At 67.8% G+C, this 15,116-nt stretch carries 15 protein-coding genes and 1 pseudogene; 10 read left to right on the plus strand and 6 right to left on the minus strand.

Going from position 1 to position 15,116, the window contains the following annotated elements:
• The first annotated feature begins 285 nt into the window (after nucleotides 1–285).
• The 6 genes from ABFO07_RS30610 to ABFO07_RS30635 are packed head-to-tail and all read left to right on the plus strand — an operon-like array spanning nucleotide 286 to nucleotide 6,473.
• Nucleotides 286–1,113 carry a MetQ/NlpA family ABC transporter substrate-binding protein gene (locus ABFO07_RS30610; protein WP_059993694.1) on the plus strand — a complete coding sequence of 276 codons (828 nt, stop codon included), beginning with the start codon at nucleotides 286–288 and terminating at the stop codon, nucleotides 1,111–1,113.
• Between the two features lie 11 nt (nucleotides 1,114–1,124).
• Complete coding sequence (locus tag ABFO07_RS30615; RefSeq protein ID WP_347469309.1) at nucleotides 1,125–2,528, plus strand: LLM class flavin-dependent oxidoreductase; 1,404 nt, start codon at nucleotides 1,125–1,127, stop codon at nucleotides 2,526–2,528.
• An 18-nt stretch (nucleotides 2,529–2,546) separates the two neighbouring features.
• Nucleotides 2,547–3,713 (plus strand): methionine ABC transporter ATP-binding protein, encoded by a 1,167-nt coding sequence (locus ABFO07_RS30620; protein WP_060292434.1) that lies wholly within the window; start codon nucleotides 2,547–2,549, stop codon nucleotides 3,711–3,713.
• Nucleotides 3,706–4,362 carry a methionine ABC transporter permease gene (locus ABFO07_RS30625; protein ID WP_059563780.1) on the plus strand — a complete coding sequence of 219 codons (657 nt, stop codon included), beginning with the start codon at nucleotides 3,706–3,708 and terminating at the stop codon, nucleotides 4,360–4,362. Before ABFO07_RS30620 ends, ABFO07_RS30625 begins: the two co-directional genes overlap by 8 nt.
• Before the next feature lie 57 nt (nucleotides 4,363–4,419).
• A complete protein-coding gene (locus ABFO07_RS30630; RefSeq protein WP_347469310.1) occupies nucleotides 4,420–5,265 on the plus strand; it encodes a hypothetical protein in 846 nt (281 codons plus the stop codon).
• Nucleotides 5,262–6,473, plus strand: coding sequence for an acyl-CoA dehydrogenase family protein (locus tag ABFO07_RS30635; protein ID WP_059993696.1), 1,212 nt, complete (start codon nucleotides 5,262–5,264; stop codon nucleotides 6,471–6,473). The genes ABFO07_RS30630 and ABFO07_RS30635 overlap by 4 nt, the downstream gene beginning before the upstream one ends.
• Nucleotides 6,474–6,485: 12 nt before the next feature.
• Here the strand turns inward: ABFO07_RS30635 and ABFO07_RS30640 are convergent, their stop codons facing one another.
• Nucleotides 6,486–6,950: an Lrp/AsnC family transcriptional regulator gene (locus ABFO07_RS30640; protein ID WP_059810669.1), complete on the minus strand. Its 465-nt coding sequence runs from the start codon at nucleotides 6,948–6,950 to the stop codon at nucleotides 6,486–6,488.
• 132 nt (nucleotides 6,951–7,082) lie between these two features.
• Between ABFO07_RS30640 and ABFO07_RS30645 the strand changes: the two genes are divergently transcribed.
• Complete coding sequence (locus ABFO07_RS30645) at nucleotides 7,083–7,709, plus strand: LysE family translocator (RefSeq protein ID WP_347469311.1); 627 nt, start codon at nucleotides 7,083–7,085, stop codon at nucleotides 7,707–7,709.
• 46 nt (nucleotides 7,710–7,755) lie between these two features.
• Nucleotides 7,756–7,956 (plus strand): annotated as a pseudogene (locus ABFO07_RS30650) (site-2 protease family protein); the annotation flags it as partial.
• A 36-nt stretch (nucleotides 7,957–7,992) separates the two neighbouring features.
• Here ABFO07_RS30650 and ABFO07_RS30655 read toward each other — a convergent pair.
• Nucleotides 7,993–9,369 carry an MFS transporter gene (locus ABFO07_RS30655; protein ID WP_347469312.1) on the minus strand — a complete coding sequence of 459 codons (1,377 nt, stop codon included), beginning with the start codon at nucleotides 9,367–9,369 and terminating at the stop codon, nucleotides 7,993–7,995.
• Nucleotides 9,370–9,616: 247 nt separating this feature from the next.
• Here ABFO07_RS30655 and ABFO07_RS30660 point away from each other — a divergent pair, with 247 nt between their 5' ends.
• Nucleotides 9,617–11,194: an aldehyde dehydrogenase (NADP(+)) gene (locus ABFO07_RS30660; protein WP_347469313.1), complete on the plus strand. Its 1,578-nt coding sequence runs from the start codon at nucleotides 9,617–9,619 to the stop codon at nucleotides 11,192–11,194.
• Between the two features lie 45 nt (nucleotides 11,195–11,239).
• On the opposite strand, the gene ABFO07_RS30665 is transcribed toward ABFO07_RS30660, so the two are convergent.
• Nucleotides 11,240–11,611, minus strand: coding sequence for a type II toxin-antitoxin system VapC family toxin (locus ABFO07_RS30665; protein WP_059563787.1), 372 nt, complete (start codon nucleotides 11,609–11,611; stop codon nucleotides 11,240–11,242).
• The gene (locus ABFO07_RS30670) at nucleotides 11,608–11,805 is read right to left on the minus strand and encodes a type II toxin-antitoxin system VapB family antitoxin (protein WP_059563810.1); all 198 of its coding nucleotides are present in this window, start codon (nucleotides 11,803–11,805) and stop codon (nucleotides 11,608–11,610) included. Before ABFO07_RS30670 ends, ABFO07_RS30665 begins: the two co-directional genes overlap by 4 nt.
• Before the next feature lie 241 nt (nucleotides 11,806–12,046).
• Between ABFO07_RS30670 and ABFO07_RS30675 the strand changes: the two genes are divergently transcribed.
• Nucleotides 12,047–12,598, plus strand: a complete 552-nt coding sequence (locus ABFO07_RS30675) for a hypothetical protein (protein WP_059993698.1) — start codon at nucleotides 12,047–12,049, stop codon at nucleotides 12,596–12,598.
• A 49-nt stretch (nucleotides 12,599–12,647) separates the two neighbouring features.
• On the opposite strand, the gene ABFO07_RS30680 is transcribed toward ABFO07_RS30675, so the two are convergent.
• Nucleotides 12,648–13,697, minus strand: coding sequence for a PDDEXK nuclease domain-containing protein (locus ABFO07_RS30680; RefSeq protein WP_059920598.1), 1,050 nt, complete (start codon nucleotides 13,695–13,697; stop codon nucleotides 12,648–12,650).
• Between the two features lie 305 nt (nucleotides 13,698–14,002).
• A complete protein-coding gene (gene kdgD, locus ABFO07_RS30685; protein WP_059563789.1) occupies nucleotides 14,003–14,917 on the minus strand; it encodes a 5-dehydro-4-deoxyglucarate dehydratase in 915 nt (304 codons plus the stop codon).
• Nucleotides 14,918–15,116: the final 199 nt, after the last annotated feature.

Genomic DNA, 15,116 nt, shown 5'->3' on the forward strand with positions numbered 1-15,116 from the left:
TTTTTTGGTGTGATGAAAGCGGCGGGAAACGGGTGTTCCGAAACTTCGGAATCGGCCCCGCGCGCAGGCCGAGATTTCAGCCGGCCGGGCGCGGCCCGGCGCAGATCGGGTCATATCGCTGACGAAGATTTTCTTCGCACAATCGCTTCGTAGACCGCTCCCGCGCCGCTCTCTATCATCGGCTGAACTTTTCCTCTCGCATGACGCCCTGTCCGGAGAACGCCCGCGCGCTCGCCGCGGCTTTGCGCATGCGTCGTCACCGTCTATCGACTGGAGTGGGTTCCCATGCAGCATCCCGTACTTTCCGTTCGCGGCGCCGCGCGCGTCGTCCGCCTGCTGGCCGTGGCGCTCGTCGGCGCCGCGCTGTTCGCCGGCGCGCACGCCGAACCCGCGCCGCTCAAGGTCGGCGTCGCGACCACGCCGCAGATCGACGCGCTGAAGATCGCCGCGAAGGAGGCGAAGGCGCAGGGGCTCGACGTGAAGATCATCGAGTTCACCGACTGGAATACGCCGAACGCGGCGCTCGCGAACAAGGACATCGACGTCAACTACTTCCAGCACGTGCCGTTCCTCGAGAACGCGAAGAAGCAGGGCGGCTACAACTTCGTCGCGATCGCGCCGGGCACGATCATGAAGATCGGCCTGTATTCGAAGAAGGTGAAAAGCTTTGCCGAGCTGAAGGACGGCGCGAAGGTCGCGATCGCGAACGATCCGGTGAACGGCGGGCGCGGGCTGTTGCTGCTGCAGCGCGCGGGGCTCATCACGCTGACGCCGGGCATCGACTACCGCGCGACGACGCGCGACATCGTCGCGAACCCGAAGCACCTGAAGATCATCGCGCTCGAGGCCTCGCAGCTCGCGCGCTCGCTCGACGACGTCGATCTCGCGCAGGGCTACCCGAGCTTCATCAAGCTCGCGGGCACCACCGACCCGAACAGCGCGCTGCTGTTCGACGGCACCGAGAACAAGAACTACGCGCTGCAATGGGTCGTGCGGCCGGAGAGCGCGAACGACGCGCGCATCCGCAAGTTCATCGCGATCTACCAGACCTCGCCCGCGGTGCGCAAGGCGCTCGACAACGCGTTCGGCACGCTGTACGCGATCGCGTGGTGACGGGGGCGCGCATGGCGAACACGAACAAGAAGAAGATCCTGCTGAACGCGTTCAACATGAACTGCGTCGGTCACATCAACCACGGCCTGTGGACTCACCCGCGCGACCGCTCCGCGCACTACACCGATCTCGACTACTGGGCCGATCTCGCGAAGACGCTCGAGCGCGGCAAGTTCGACGGCATCTTCCTCGCGGACATCGTCGGCGTGTACGACGTGTTCGGCGGCGGCCCGGACGCCGCGCTGCGCGAATCGGTGCAGGTGCCCGTGAACGATCCGCTGCTGATCGTGCCCGCGATGGCGCAGGTCACGAAGCATCTCGGCTTCGGCGTGACGGCGAACCTGACCTACGAGCCGCCGTACCTGTTCGCGCGGCGCATGTCGACGCTCGATCACCTGACGAAGGGCCGCATCGGCTGGAACATCGTCACCGGCTATCTCGACAGCGCCGCGCGCGGGATGGGCCTCGCGCAGCAGATCGGCCACGACGACCGCTACGAACGCGCGGACGACTACATGGCGGTCGTCTACAAGCTGTGGGAACAGAGCTGGGACGACGATGCGGTGATCCGCGACGCGCGCGCGCGCGTGTTCGCGCAGCCGGGCAAGGTGCGGCGCGTGAAGCACGACGGGCCGTTTTATTCGATCGACGCGATCCACCTGAGCGAGCCGTCGCTGCAGCGCACGCCGGTGCTGTACCAGGCCGGCGCGTCGGCGCGCGGCGTCGAGTTCGCGGGCAAGCACGCGGAATGCGTGTTCGTGAACGGCCAGAGCAAGGCGGCCGCGCGCGCGGCGGTGCTCGACATCCGCGCGGCGGCGGCGCGGCAGGGGCGCGATCCGGCATCGATCAGGATCTTCGCGGGCGTGACCGTCGTCACCGCCGAGAACGAACGGCTCGCGCGCGAGAAGTTCGACGAATACCGGCGCTACGCGAGCGCCGAGGCGGGCCTCGCGCATTTCGCGAGCTCTACCGGCATCGATTTCGCGAAATACGGGCTCGACGAGCCGATCTCGTACGTGAAGACCGATTCGATCCAGTCGGCGGTCGACGCGATCTCGCGCAAGAGCACGAGCGGCGCGTGGACCGTGCGCCGCATGCTCGACCAGATGTCGCTCGGCGGCCGCTATCACCCGATCGTCGGCTCGCCGTCGCAGGTCGCGGACGAGCTGCAGGCGTGGATCGACGAAACCGGCATCGACGGTTTCAACCTGACGCGCACCGTGATGCCCGAGTCGTTCGAGGATTTCGTCGACTGGGTCGTGCCGGAGCTGCAGAACCGCGGCGTCTACAAGGAAGACTACGATCCCGCGCCGACGCTGCGCGAGAAGCTGTTCGGCGGCGGCGCGCGGCTGCCCGCGTGGCACGCGGGCGCACAGCACCGGCCGGCCGCCGTGCGCGAGCCGGCGCATGCGTGAACGTGGCGGAGTGAAGCAATGACGCAATTTCTCGATACGCTGGGCTTCGTCGAAACGTCGGCCGCGCATGCGGGGCGGGACGCCCATGCGCGTGCTGAAGCAGCCGCGCCGGCCGACGGCAGCGCCGTCGCATTCGAGCAGGTCGGCAAGGTGTTCGCGTCGCCGCGCGGGCCGGCCGCCGCGCTGCGCGACGTGACGCTGAACGTGCGGCGCGGCGAGGTGTTCGGCATCATCGGCCGCAGCGGCGCGGGCAAGTCGACGCTGCTGCGGCTCGTGAACGGGCTCGAACGGCCGACGTCCGGGCGCGTGCGCGTGCAGGGCGTCGACGTCGGCGCGCTCGACGAGAACGGGCTCGTCGCGCTGCGACGCCGCACCGGCATGGTGTTCCAGCATTTCAACCTGCTGTCGGCGAAGACGGTGGCCGAGAACGTCGCGCTGCCGCTGAAGATCGCCGGCGTGCCGAAGGCCGAGCGCGCGCGCAAGGTCGCGGCGCTGCTCGAACTGGTGGGGCTGACCGCGAAGCGCGACGCATACCCGGCGAGCCTGTCGGGCGGACAGAAGCAGCGCGTCGGCATCGCGCGCGCGCTCGTGCACGATCCGGAAGTGCTGCTGTGCGACGAGGCGACCTCCGCGCTCGATCCCGAAACCACGCAGTCGATCCTCGCGCTGCTCGCCGACATCAACCGCCGCCTCGGCCTGACGATCGTGCTGATCACGCACGAGATGGAAGTGATCCGCGCGGTGTGCGACACCGTCGCGGTGATCGAGCAGGGCGAAGTCGTCGAAACGGGCCCCGTGTGGCGCGTGTTCGGCGATCCGCAGCACGGCGCGACGCGCGCGCTGCTCAGCACGCTGGTGCACGACCTGCCGGCCGAACTCGCCGCGCGCGTGCAGCCGCTGCCCGCGCATGCAGCGCTGCCCGACGGCGCGCAGGTCGTGCTCGACGTCCGCTACACGGGCGAGAGCGGCGGCGAGCCGGACGTCGGCGCGCTGGCTGCCGCGCTCGGCGGCTCGGTGCGCTTCCTGCACGGCGGCATCGAGCGCATTCAGGGGCGCGCGCAGGGCCGCCTCGTGATCGCCGCGGCAGCCGGTGCATCGGATGCGCCTGCAACCGGCGCGATCGCCGCATTGCTCGAGCGCGCGCGCCGCCATGCGAACCACGCGGAGGTGCTCGGCTATGTTTGAGCTGTGGGGGCCCGAACTGCTCGACGCGTTTCGCGACACGCTGTCGATGGTCGCCGCGTCGGCCGCGATCGCGGCGCTGCTGGGCTTGCCGCTCGCGGTGATCCTGGTGACGACCGCGCCCGGCGGCATCTATGCGCGGCGCGGCCTGAACACGGTGCTCGGCGCGATCGTCAACGTGTTCCGCTCGACGCCGTTCATCATCCTGCTCGTCGCGCTGCTGCCGTTCACGCGCGTGCTGATCGGCACGACGATCGGCGTGTGGGCGGCCGTCGTGCCGCTGTCGATCGCGGCGATCCCGTTCTTCGCGCGGGTCGCCGAGGTGAGCCTGCGCGAAGTGGATCGCGGGCTGATCGAGGCCGCGCTCGCGATGGGTGCGAAGCGCCGCCACATCGTGTGGCACGTGCTGCTGCCCGAGGCGCTGCCCGGCATGCTCGGCGGCTTCACGATCACCGTGGTTGCGCTGATCGGCTCGACCGCGATGGCGGGCGCGGTCGGCGCGGGCGGGCTCGGCGATCTCGCGATCCGCTACGGCTACCAGCGTTTCGACACCACCGTCATGGCGACCGTGATCGTGATCCTGATCGCGCTCGTCTCGGCCGTGCAAGTCACGGGCGACCGCCTGGCCCGACACCTGGCCAGGCGTACCTGAGCGGGCGCCACAAGCGCCCGCTCTTTCCCTCCAACGATTCCGAGAGAACGATTCATCATGACTTTGCCCATCGGCGCGCCGCGCGAGTGGAACGCGCAGTTCGAGGAGGCGCTGTTTCTCGACGTGGCGCGACGCCATCGCCCCGGCTTTCCGGACAAGCTCGCCACGCCGCCGCGCGAGCCGCGCAGCGCGGACGAACTGGCCGCCGTCGCCGACTACTACACGAAGATGGCCTCGCACGACCTGTTCATCGTGCAGGTCGTCGCGAAGGCGATCGACACGCTGTTCAGCGACGATCCGCATTTCCAGCTGATCCTGTCGCGCCAGCTCGGCGACGACGGCGCGCACGCGGTGATCGGCCGCGAGCGCGTGAAGGAACTGACCGGGCGCGATCCGCTGCCGGAGATCGACGCGCTGGTCGCCGCGCACTGGGCGCGCATCGGCGATCTCGCCGTGCGCGATCTCGCGGGCTTTCTTGCATTCGAATGGCATTACGAGCTGCACATCCTCGCGAAGCTGTGGATCCAGCGCAAGACCGGCCGCATCGCGGACGGCGCGATGCGCGAGCACGGCGAGAACCGCATCCGGCCCGACGAGGAATGGCATCGCGTGCAGATCGTGCAGTGGTGGTTCGAGAAACTCGCCGCGCTGCCGGCCGCCGAGCGCGACGCGCTGATCGACCGCGTGATCGACGCCGACGAGGAGACGCAGCGGCGGCTCGACGGTTATCTGCATGACGAATACGCGCATACCGCCGAGGTGTTCGGCGCGGATATCGCCGACTATCGCGCGATCTACGACGACTGGCGCCGCGAGATTCTCGCGCGGCTGACCGGGCGGCCCGCGCTTGGGGCGCTGGTGCCGCTGTCGGGCGAACGGGTTGCGCAGGAAGCGCTCGCATGAACGATCCCCGCGGCCTCGCGGCGCTCGCTTCGGAGACGAACGCACGCGCCTTCGATCCGGCGGCGCTCGCGCGCGTGATCGACGCGCTGCGCGGCAGCGCCGCCGCGCGCGATCGCGCGGGCGGCCATGCCGCGCAGGAAAAGCAATGGCTCGCCGATGCGGGGCTGCTGACGCTCGCGGTGCCGCGCGCGTTCGGCGGGCAGGAAGCCGCGTGGCCCGTGATCTACGACGCGATCCGGCAGGTCGCGCGCGTCGACAGCGCGCTCGCGCATCTGGTCGGCTTCCAGTGCCTGCAGGTCGTGAGCATCGACGTGTGGGGCGATCCGGCGCAACGCGCGCGCTATCTGCGCGGCACGGTCGAGCATCGCTGGTGGTGGGGCAATGCGGTCAATCCGCTCGACACGCGGCTCGTCGCGACCGCGACGCCCGACGGCGGCTACCGGCTCGACGGCGCGAAGGGCTTCTGCTCGGGCACGCGCGGCTCGCAGCGGATGACCGTGTCCGCGCACGATCCGGCGCTCGGCCGGACCGTGTTCGGCGTGGTGCCGACCGCGCGCGCGGGCATCACGGTCAACGACGACTGGGATCCGATCGGCCAGCGGCAGACCGACAGCGGCAGCGTGACGTTCGACGGCGTGACGCTCGCGCCGGACGAGGTGCTGCACCGCTCGGAAACGCCGCCGACGCCGCGCGCGACGCTGCGCACGCTGGTGTCGCAGCTCGTGCTGACGAACCTGTTCGTCGGGCTGGCCGAAGGCGCGCTGGCGGAAGCGCGCGATTACGTGCTGCGCAACGGGCGGCCGTGGATTCAAGCGGGCGTCGAGCGCGCGAGCGACGATCCGTACACGCTGCAGCGCTTCGGCGACATGCGCGTGCAGGCGGTGGCCGCCGCGGCGCTCGCCGATCGCGCGGCCGATGCGCTGCAACGCGCATGGATGCTGCGCGATGCGCTGACGGCCGACGGGCGGGCCGAGGTGGCGCTGGCGGTATCCGAAGCGAAGATCGTCGCGCAGCGCGCGGCGCTCGAGAACGGCGAAGCGCTGTTCGATGCGTGCGGCGCGCGTGCGACCGGTGCGGCGCTCGGGCTCGACCGGTTCTGGCGCAATGCGCGCACGCATACGCTGCATGATCCGCTCGACTATCGGCTGAGGGATGTCGGGCGGTTTGCGCTGACGGGCGAGTTGCCGCAGGCGTCGCTGTATACGTGACCGAATCCGCTTCTAGATCGGGAGACGGGTGGTCTGCTTGATCCGCTTCAGCGGAATCTCGGTCTGGATGTTGCGCACCCCGGCGATCCGCGTGAGCGTCTCCATCTGAAAGCGCTGGAAGTCATCCAGATCTTTTGCGATGACGCGCAGCAGGTAGTCGTAACTGCCGGCCATCAGATGGCACTCGAGCACCTCGGGTGCCTTTTCGATTTCCCGCGCGAAGTGCTCCACCGTCGTCTTGTCCTGGCGTTCGAGCGTGACGCGCACGAAAGCCGTGAACCTCAATTCGACGGCGGCGGGATTCAGCAGCGCAACGTACGCATCGATCACGCCTTGTTCTTCCAGCAGGTGAACGCGCCGCAGGCACGGGGTAGCCGAGAGCCCGGCATGTTCCGCCAGCTCGGCGTTCGTCCGGTTCGAGTTCTGTTGGAGCGCACGCAGAATGCGCTTGTCGATCGCATCGAGCTTGATTGGCATGATTGACTACCAGGATTGTGAATATTGGAGAATAGCGCCAATTTCACGGCAGATCATGGCCGAGATTGCATCCAATCACCACGTCAGGATGGCCATAATCGGACGACCGCCCACCCTTTCAGGAGTCGTCCGATGCTGCACATTTCGTGGTTGCCGTTCCTGGCCACTTCCCTCTTGATCATCCTCACCCCGGGCCAGGACATGGTCCTCGTGATGTCGCGCACGCTCTCCGGCGGCACGCGCACGGGCGTCGTCACCGCGGCGGGCGTCAGTGTCGGGCTCATCCTGCACACGATGCTCGCGACGCTGGGCCTGGGGGCGCTTCTCCAGGCATCCGAATGGCTGTTCACGGCGCTGAAGCTGGCCGGCGTGCTGTACCTGCTGTACCTCGGCGTCACGCTGCTGCGCGCGTCGGGGGAGCTGACGCTGTCGAGCAGCGGCGGCGCGCCGGAATCGGCGCTGCGGACGTTCGCACAGGGTGCGCTGTCCAACGTATCGAATCCGAAGGTCGCGCTGTTCTACCTGGCCTTTCTGCCGCAGTTCGTGCAGGCGGATGCGGCGCGTCCGATGCTGTCGGTGTTCGTGCTGGGCGCGACGTTCGCCGGCCTGACGTTTCTCGTCAAGGGCCCGGTCGCGCTGTTCGCCGGCCTGCTGTCGACATCGATTCGCCGCACCCCGCGCATCCTGACCCGCATGCATCGCGTCAGCGGCGTCGTGTTGCTGGGGCTCGGCGTGAAGCTGGCGCTGGAGCGGCGCTGACGCGTGAGAATCCCCCGTCTTCATGCGGACGAGGACGTCGAGCCGCGTGATGGCGATTCTCGCGCTGCCGCAGCTCAAGCGCGCGTGGCGCTGCGATCCCGACGCGCCGGAGAACCGCGCCTATTACGCGACGTCGATCGAGACCAAGACGACCTACGCGCTCTGCTATGTCGGCCTGCTGGCGTTTCTCGCGCTGATGACGTCCGGCGTGCACGACATGCTGCGCGCCGTGCATACCGCGAGCTGATGCACACGGCGGCCGCTGCGCGCGGCCGCCGATCCTTCACGCGGCGCGATGCCGCAACTCGACCCGCCTGATGTCCTTCACGATCACGAGGTAGCTCAGCACCGTGACGAGCGCATTGAGCCCGACGAACACCAGCGCGCCGTTGAACGAGCCGCTCGCGCCGACGAGGTAGCCGATCGCGATCGGCGCGACGATCCCCGCCGTGTTGCCGAACATGTTGAACAGGCTGCCCGACAGGCCGATCGCTTCCTTCGGCGCGGTATCCGCGACGACCGCCCAGCCGAGCGAGCCGATTCCCTTGCCGAAGAACGACAGCGCCATCAGCATGATCACGAGCGCTTCGCTCTGCACGTAGTTGCAGCCGATGATGACCATCGACAGCAGCATCCCGCCGACGATCGGGATCTTGCGCGCGACCGTCAGCGACACGCCGCGCCGGATCAGCGCGTCGGACAGTATTCCGCCGAGCACGCCGCCGAGGAACCCGCAGATCGCGGGCAGCGACGTCATGAAGCCGGCTTTCAGCAGCGACATCCCGCGCGCCTGCACGAGGTAGATCGGGAACCACGTGAGGAAGAAGTAGGTGAGCACGTTCACGCAGTACTGGCCGAGATAGACGCCGATCAGCATCCGGTTCGACAGCAGCTGGCGCACGTAGTACCAGCCGGCGACCTTGTTGCCTTCGGCGGTCGCGCCGTTGCCGCGCGGGGCCGTGCGCACGAGCCCGCCGCCTTGCTCGATGTGCTCGAGTTCCGCGCGGTTCACCGCCGGATGATCGGCCGGATCCTTCACGACGCGCAGCCACACGAACGCGAGCGCGATGCCCGCGAGGCCGAGCCACAGGTACACGTGATGCCAGCCGTACGCGTGCGTGAGCCACGCCATCAGCGGCGAGAACACGACGGCCGCGAAGTACTGCGCGGCGTTGAAGATCGCCGACGCGGTGCCGCGCTCGGCGGTCGGGAACCAGCTCGCGACGACCTTCGCGTTCGCGGGGAACGCGGGCGCCTCGGCGATGCCGACCGCGAAGCGCATCGCGAACAGCGCGGCGACCGCGAACGCGGCGCTGCCGCCGAGCCCGATCGTGCTCTGCAGCAGCGTGAACGCCGACCACAGGAAGATGCTGCCCGCATACACGCGCCGCGCGCCGAAGCGGTCGAGCAGCCAGCCGCTCGGCAGCTGCGCGAGCACGTACGCCCAGCTGAACGCCGAGAAGATGTAGCCCATCGTTACCGGGTCGATGCCGAACGCCTTGCGGATCGGCGTGCCCGTGATCGACAGCGTCGCGCGGTCCGCGTAGTTGAGTGTCGTGACGACGAACAGCATCGCGAGGATCCAGTAGCGCACGGCGGTGCGGCGGGCCGCGTGGGCGAGGTCGAGCGGGAGGTCGCGGGAGGAAGTCTGATTGGGCACTTTAATGTACGTCGTCATATAACATGATGAGCAGTTTAGAGATGGCCCGCCGCGCCACGTAACCCGGGTTTTCCCTCTGGAGGGGGCCGGGTCAGGTGGGAATCAGTCGGAAAATCAGGCTGCATAAGGTGCTGACGCGATTGGGTGAGATCGGGGCCCATCATGGTCGCGTAAAAAACAAGTCGGCAGACATCATATCTGTTCGGCTACAATGGGCCATCCATACCCGAACCACGGAGCACACCCCATGCAACTGACTGGTGAGATGCTGATCGGCGCCGACGCGGTCTACGGCGCGGCTGGAACCCTGCACGCGTTCGACCCGGCGCAGGGCGCGCCGATCGATGCGCCGGCGTTCGGCGTCGGCGCGCTGGCCGACGTCGAGCGCGCCTGCGAACTCGCGCGCGACGCGTTCGATGCCTACCGCGCGCGGCCGCTTGCGGCGCGCGCCGCGTTCCTCGACGCGATCGCGGACGAGATCGTCGCGCTCGGCGACACGCTGATCGCGCGCGCACACGCCGAGACGGGCCTGCCGGTCGCACGGCTGCAAGGCGAGCGCGGACGCACGGTCGGCCAGCTGCGCCTGTTCGCGCGGGTGGTGCGCGACGGCCGTTTCCTTGCCGCGTCGATCGATCCGGCGCAGCCGGCGCGCACGCCGCTGCCGCGCGCCGACCTGCGGCTGCAGAAGATTCCGCTCGGGCCGGTCGCGGTGTTCGGCGCGAGCAACTTCCCGCTCGCGTTCTCGGTCGCCGGTGGCGACACGGCGTCGGCGCTCGCGGCCGGCTGCCCGGTGATCGTCAAGGCGCACGAGGCGCATCTCGGCACGTCGGAGCTGGTCGGCCGCGCGATCCGCGCGGCGGTCGCGAAGTGCGGGATGCCGGCTGGCGTGTTCTCGCTGCTGATCGGCCCGGGCCGCGTGGTCGGCGCGGCGCTCGTCAGCCACCCGGCGATCCAGGCGGTCGGCTTCACCGGCTCGCGGCAGGGCGGCGTCGCGCTGACGCAGCTGGCGAACGCGCGCCCGCAGCCGATTCCCGTCTATGCGGAAATGAGCAGCATCAACCCGGTGTTGCTGTTCCCGGCCGCGCTCGCCGCGCGCGCCGAGTTGCTCGCGACGGGCTTCGTCGATTCGCTGACGCTCGGCGTCGGCCAGTTCTGCACGAACCCGGGCCTCGTGCTCGCGGTGGACGGGCCTGATCTCGACCGCTTCGAAGCGGTGGCTGCGCAGGCGCTCGCCGCGAAGCCGGCAGGCGTGATGCTCACGCGCGGCATCGCCGACGCGTATCGCGCGGGCCGCGGCCAGCTCGCCGAGCTGCCCGGCGTGCGCCAGCTCGGCGCGGGCGGCGCGGCGCAGGGCGCGTGCGACGTGAGCGGCGCGCTGTTCGAGGTGCCGGCGCACGCGTTTCTCGGCGAGCCGGCGTTCAGCCACGAAGTGTTTGGCCCGTCGTCGCTGATCGTGCGCTGCCGTGATCTCGACGAGATGGCGCGCGTGCTCGAGGCGCTCGAAGGCCAGCTGACGGCCACGCTGCAGATGGATGCCGCCGACAAGCCGCTCGCGCGGCGCCTGCTGCCGGTGCTCGAGCGCAAGGCGGGGCGCCTGCTGGTCAACGGGTTCCCGACCGGCGTCGAGGTGTGCGACGCGATGGTGCACGGCGGCCCGTTCCCGGCGACGTCGAACCCGGCGGTGACGTCGGTGGGCGCGACCGCGATCGAGCGCTTCCTGCGGCCGGTGTGCTACCAGGATTTCCCGGACGATCTGCTGCCGGAAGGGTTGCAGGAGGCGAACCCGCTTGGCGTGCCGCGTCTGCGGGACGGCCAGGCGGAGTGAGTGGGAGGGCAGGGCTGGCAATGCGCCCGCCCGGTTGTTGGAACGTCAGTGAGCGGGGTGCGCGGCGAGCTGCAGTCGATCGGCTGCGGACAACAAGCGCCGATCCCGGGTCCACAACCTGCTGCCGGCCGTCAGCCGGACCGACGCAAGCAAATGTGCATCCACGTAGCCGATGCCGAGCCCATGAAGTGGTGCGTCGTCGATCAGGCGTTGTACTTCTTCGTCGGTTGCGGTGACGGCGGCCGGCAGGTCGCGCAGCGCATCCAGCACGATGTGGCGGTTACGCAGGCTGCCGAGCGCGAGCTCGCCGATCACGAACGGGTGAACCAGTACCTTTTCCGTATCGAGGAGCGCGGCGAGGGTCGCGTCGTTGGCACGCAAGTGATCAATCCACACGGATGTATCGACCAGAATCATGCCGACTCCGATTGACGCCGCGGGATGGGTTCGAGGTCGGACTCGGTGCCGCCCAGACGCGCGAGCCGCCTGGCGCTTTCGCGCGCGATCAGCGCGTGCAACGCTTCGCGAACGAGCGCGGATTTCTCAGTGACGCCGGTCAGTTGCTGCGCCTTGGCGAGCAATGCATCGTCGAGGGACAAGGTAGTGCGCATGATGCTCTCCCGGATAATGGATGGCATCAATTATGGCATCAAATGATGCTGTTTTCGATGCATGCGCAAGACGCCGGCCACGCAAGGCCGATCAGGCATAGGCGCCGAAGCCGGCGCATGGGTCGATGTCCCGTCGGCTTTCACGACGCCGGATTTTCTCCTACAGTAGCGGAGCCCCGGGCCGCACGGCCCGCGGGCGGAGCCTGAGAGATCGAGAAAACAAAACGAGGGAATACACCCAATGAACATCAGCAAGCGTGGCGACCACCTGTTCGCCGCCGGATTGTGGAAGACGATCGGCGACGTCGCCGGCCTGGTCCGCGCCAAGGTCGGCGACTACAGCGAAGGGCGTGTCCTGAGCACCGAACTGTTCGCGCTGCAGCGCGAACTGTCATCCAGCGCATTCGACATCACGATCAACAAGGGCCGGGCGGTCATGGGCCCCGACGCGCACTCGCTCGCGTTCGGCGAAGCCGTGCGCCGGTTCCGGCTGGATATGGAAGCGCTGGTGTTCGCACTGCAGCACCGGCGCAACATCGACGACCGGGAGCCGGCCGCGCGCCTCGCCGCGCTGACCCAGGCCAACGCGCAGCTCGCGACCGCGAAGCAGTATGCGACGCTGACCGTCGGCCGGTTCTTCGATACGGTCGTCGACCAGAACGTGCTCGGCCAGCTGGCCCAAAACGGCACGAACTCGCGCGACAGCATGATCGCCAGCGTGAAGATTCGCGACGCCCGCATCAAGCTCGGGCATGTGCGGCGGGGGATCATCGAGAGCATCGCGAAGATGTGAAGACGGTGCCGCCTGCCCGACAAGTCGAGCCGCGCTACTGCTGCTTCGGTCAGGCTTCGACGTCCGGCAGATCCGGCAGCAATTCCGCCTCGATTTGATCGATCGACGGCAAGCCTGCCTCAAGTGATTCCGGTACGTGTCTCAGTAACTGATATTCTGCGACGCCCATTGGATTGGCCATGCCGCGCAGCGCGTACTCCGCGACCAGGCGATTCTTTTCCCGGCAGAGCAGCAGGCCGATCGTAGGCTGATCCTCTGGCGCCTTGATTTGTGCGTCGACGGCGGACAGGTAAAAGTTGAGCTGGCCTGCGTATTCGGGCCGGAACGGCGTGGTCTTGAGTTCGACCACGACGTAACTGCGCAGCTTCAGGTGGTAAAAGAGCAGGTCGATGAAGAACTCGTCGCCGCCGACGACAAGTCGGTACTGTCGGCCGACGAACGCGAATCCGGCACCCAGCTCGAGCAGGAATCGCGTGATATGACGCGTCAGTGCCTGTTCGATATCACGTTCCTGCGCATCTTCGGCGAGGCCCAGAAAATCGAAAATGTAAGGATCCTTGAGCGCTTCGCGTGCGAGATCGGATTGGGGAGGCGGTAACCGCGCGTCGAAGTTGGTCACGGCATTGCCGGCGCGTGCATAGGCCTGCGTGTCGACCTGCATGGCAAGGACATTGCGTGACCAGCCATGTTCGAGCGCCTTGCCTGCATACCAGTCGCGAGCAGCGGGATCCTTGACCTTGTCGAGCAGCGTGCAGAGATGGAACCAGGGCAATTGTGCAGCAGGTTGCTGCACAAATTCCGCTGCTGGCCACGCCTGTGCAAGCGCGCGCATGTACTTGAGGTTGCGCGGTGAAAATCCCCGCATGTCGGGAAATGCGGACTTCAGATCCCGTGCGAGCTGGTCAATGACCTTCGCCCCCCATCCCTGTCGTTGCTGCCGTTCAAGAATGTCGCGGCCGATCTGCCAGTAGAGCGTGACGAGCTCGCGGTTCGCGCTTGCAGCTGCGCGCTGCCGAGCACGCTCCACGCGTTGTTTGAGTTCGGTCAGCCAGCTTCGGTAATCGTCGCCCCAAGGGCCGGTGGGTAATGTATCGGTCATCCAGCGTTCAGCGGCAGCGATCCTCGATCAAGTCCCGACATTATCCGGAGACGTCTGCTTGCTCGCAATGCTGCTGCACGTGACCGACGGACAGCGATGAAGAAGTGCGACCATCGATCATCAAGGACGTATCGAGGCGCATCGGCAGCGCCTGGCCGTCCAGACACGCAGCCCGCACGCATCGGCGCTGTCTGCGGGCATGCGGCGCGGGAGCCGCATGACTCCCGCAGCAGGGGAGAGGGTGGAAACCGACGCGGGCCGCCGCATCACTTCGGACGATTGACCGCTTTGGCCCGACGCGGCCCTCACTGCGCTCCCATCCTCCTGATGAGCACATCGAGCTGCGCCACTTCCTCCTCGGTCAGGTCGACGAGCGGTGCGCGCACCGGGCCCGCGTCGTGGCCGACCAGCTTCGCGCCCGCCTTGACGATGCTGACCGCATAGCCCGCGCGGCGATTGCGGATCTTCAGGTACGGCAGGAAGAATTCGTCGATCAGGCGGCCCACCGTGTCGTGGTCGTCCTTCGCGATCGCCTCGTAGAACGCCATCGCCGTCTTCGGAATGAAGTTGAACACGGCCGACGAGTACACCGGCACGCCGAGCGCCTTGTACGCGGCCGCATAGACTTCGGCGGTCGGCAGCCCGCCGAGGTACGAGAAGCGATCGCCGAGGCGGCGGCGGATCGTGACCATGCTCTCGATGTCGCCCACGCCGTCCTTGAAGCCGATCAGGTTCGGGCAACGGTCCGCCAGGCGCTCGAGCATGTCCGCATCCAGCTTCGAGTTCGCGCGGTTGTACACCACGACGCCGATCTTCAGCGCGCGGCACACCTGCTCGACGTGCTCGGCGATCCCTTCCTGGCTCGCTTCGGTCAGGTAGTGCGGCATCAGCAGCACGCCGCTCGCGCCGAGGCGCTCGGCTTCCTGCGCGTACTCGATCGCCACCCGCGTCGCGCCGCCCGCGCCGGCCAGGATCGGCACCTTGCCCTTGCAGGTCTCGGTCGCGACGCGGATCACATCCGAATATTCACGCTGCGTGAGCGAGAAGAACTCGCCCGTGCCGCCGGCGGCGAACAGCGCGGTCGCACCGTACGGCGCGAGCCATTCGAGGCGCTCGGCATAGGTGGCCGGGCGGAAGTTGCCTGCCGCGTCGAAGTCCGTCAGCGGAAACGACAGCAGGCCGTGGGAAATGATCTGTTTGAGTTCTTGCGGAGAAGTCATGGTTGGGTCGTCCGTCTAGCGCGAGTGCTGGGTTCGTCGGGAACGGCATGCGGGCCGTGAGTGGCGATGTCGTTGTATGTCATCGTACAACGCAGGATAAGGTGACGCAAGCGGTTTGCCGTTATCGCGTAAGTAGGGTCTTTCCGGGTAAGGGTTTACGCAACATTCCCGGGTACTGCTCAATGTCATATGATGACTA

Source organism: Burkholderia stagnalis, from assembly GCF_039848545.1.
In the GTDB taxonomy this organism is placed as follows: domain Bacteria; phylum Pseudomonadota; class Gammaproteobacteria; order Burkholderiales; family Burkholderiaceae; genus Burkholderia; species Burkholderia stagnalis.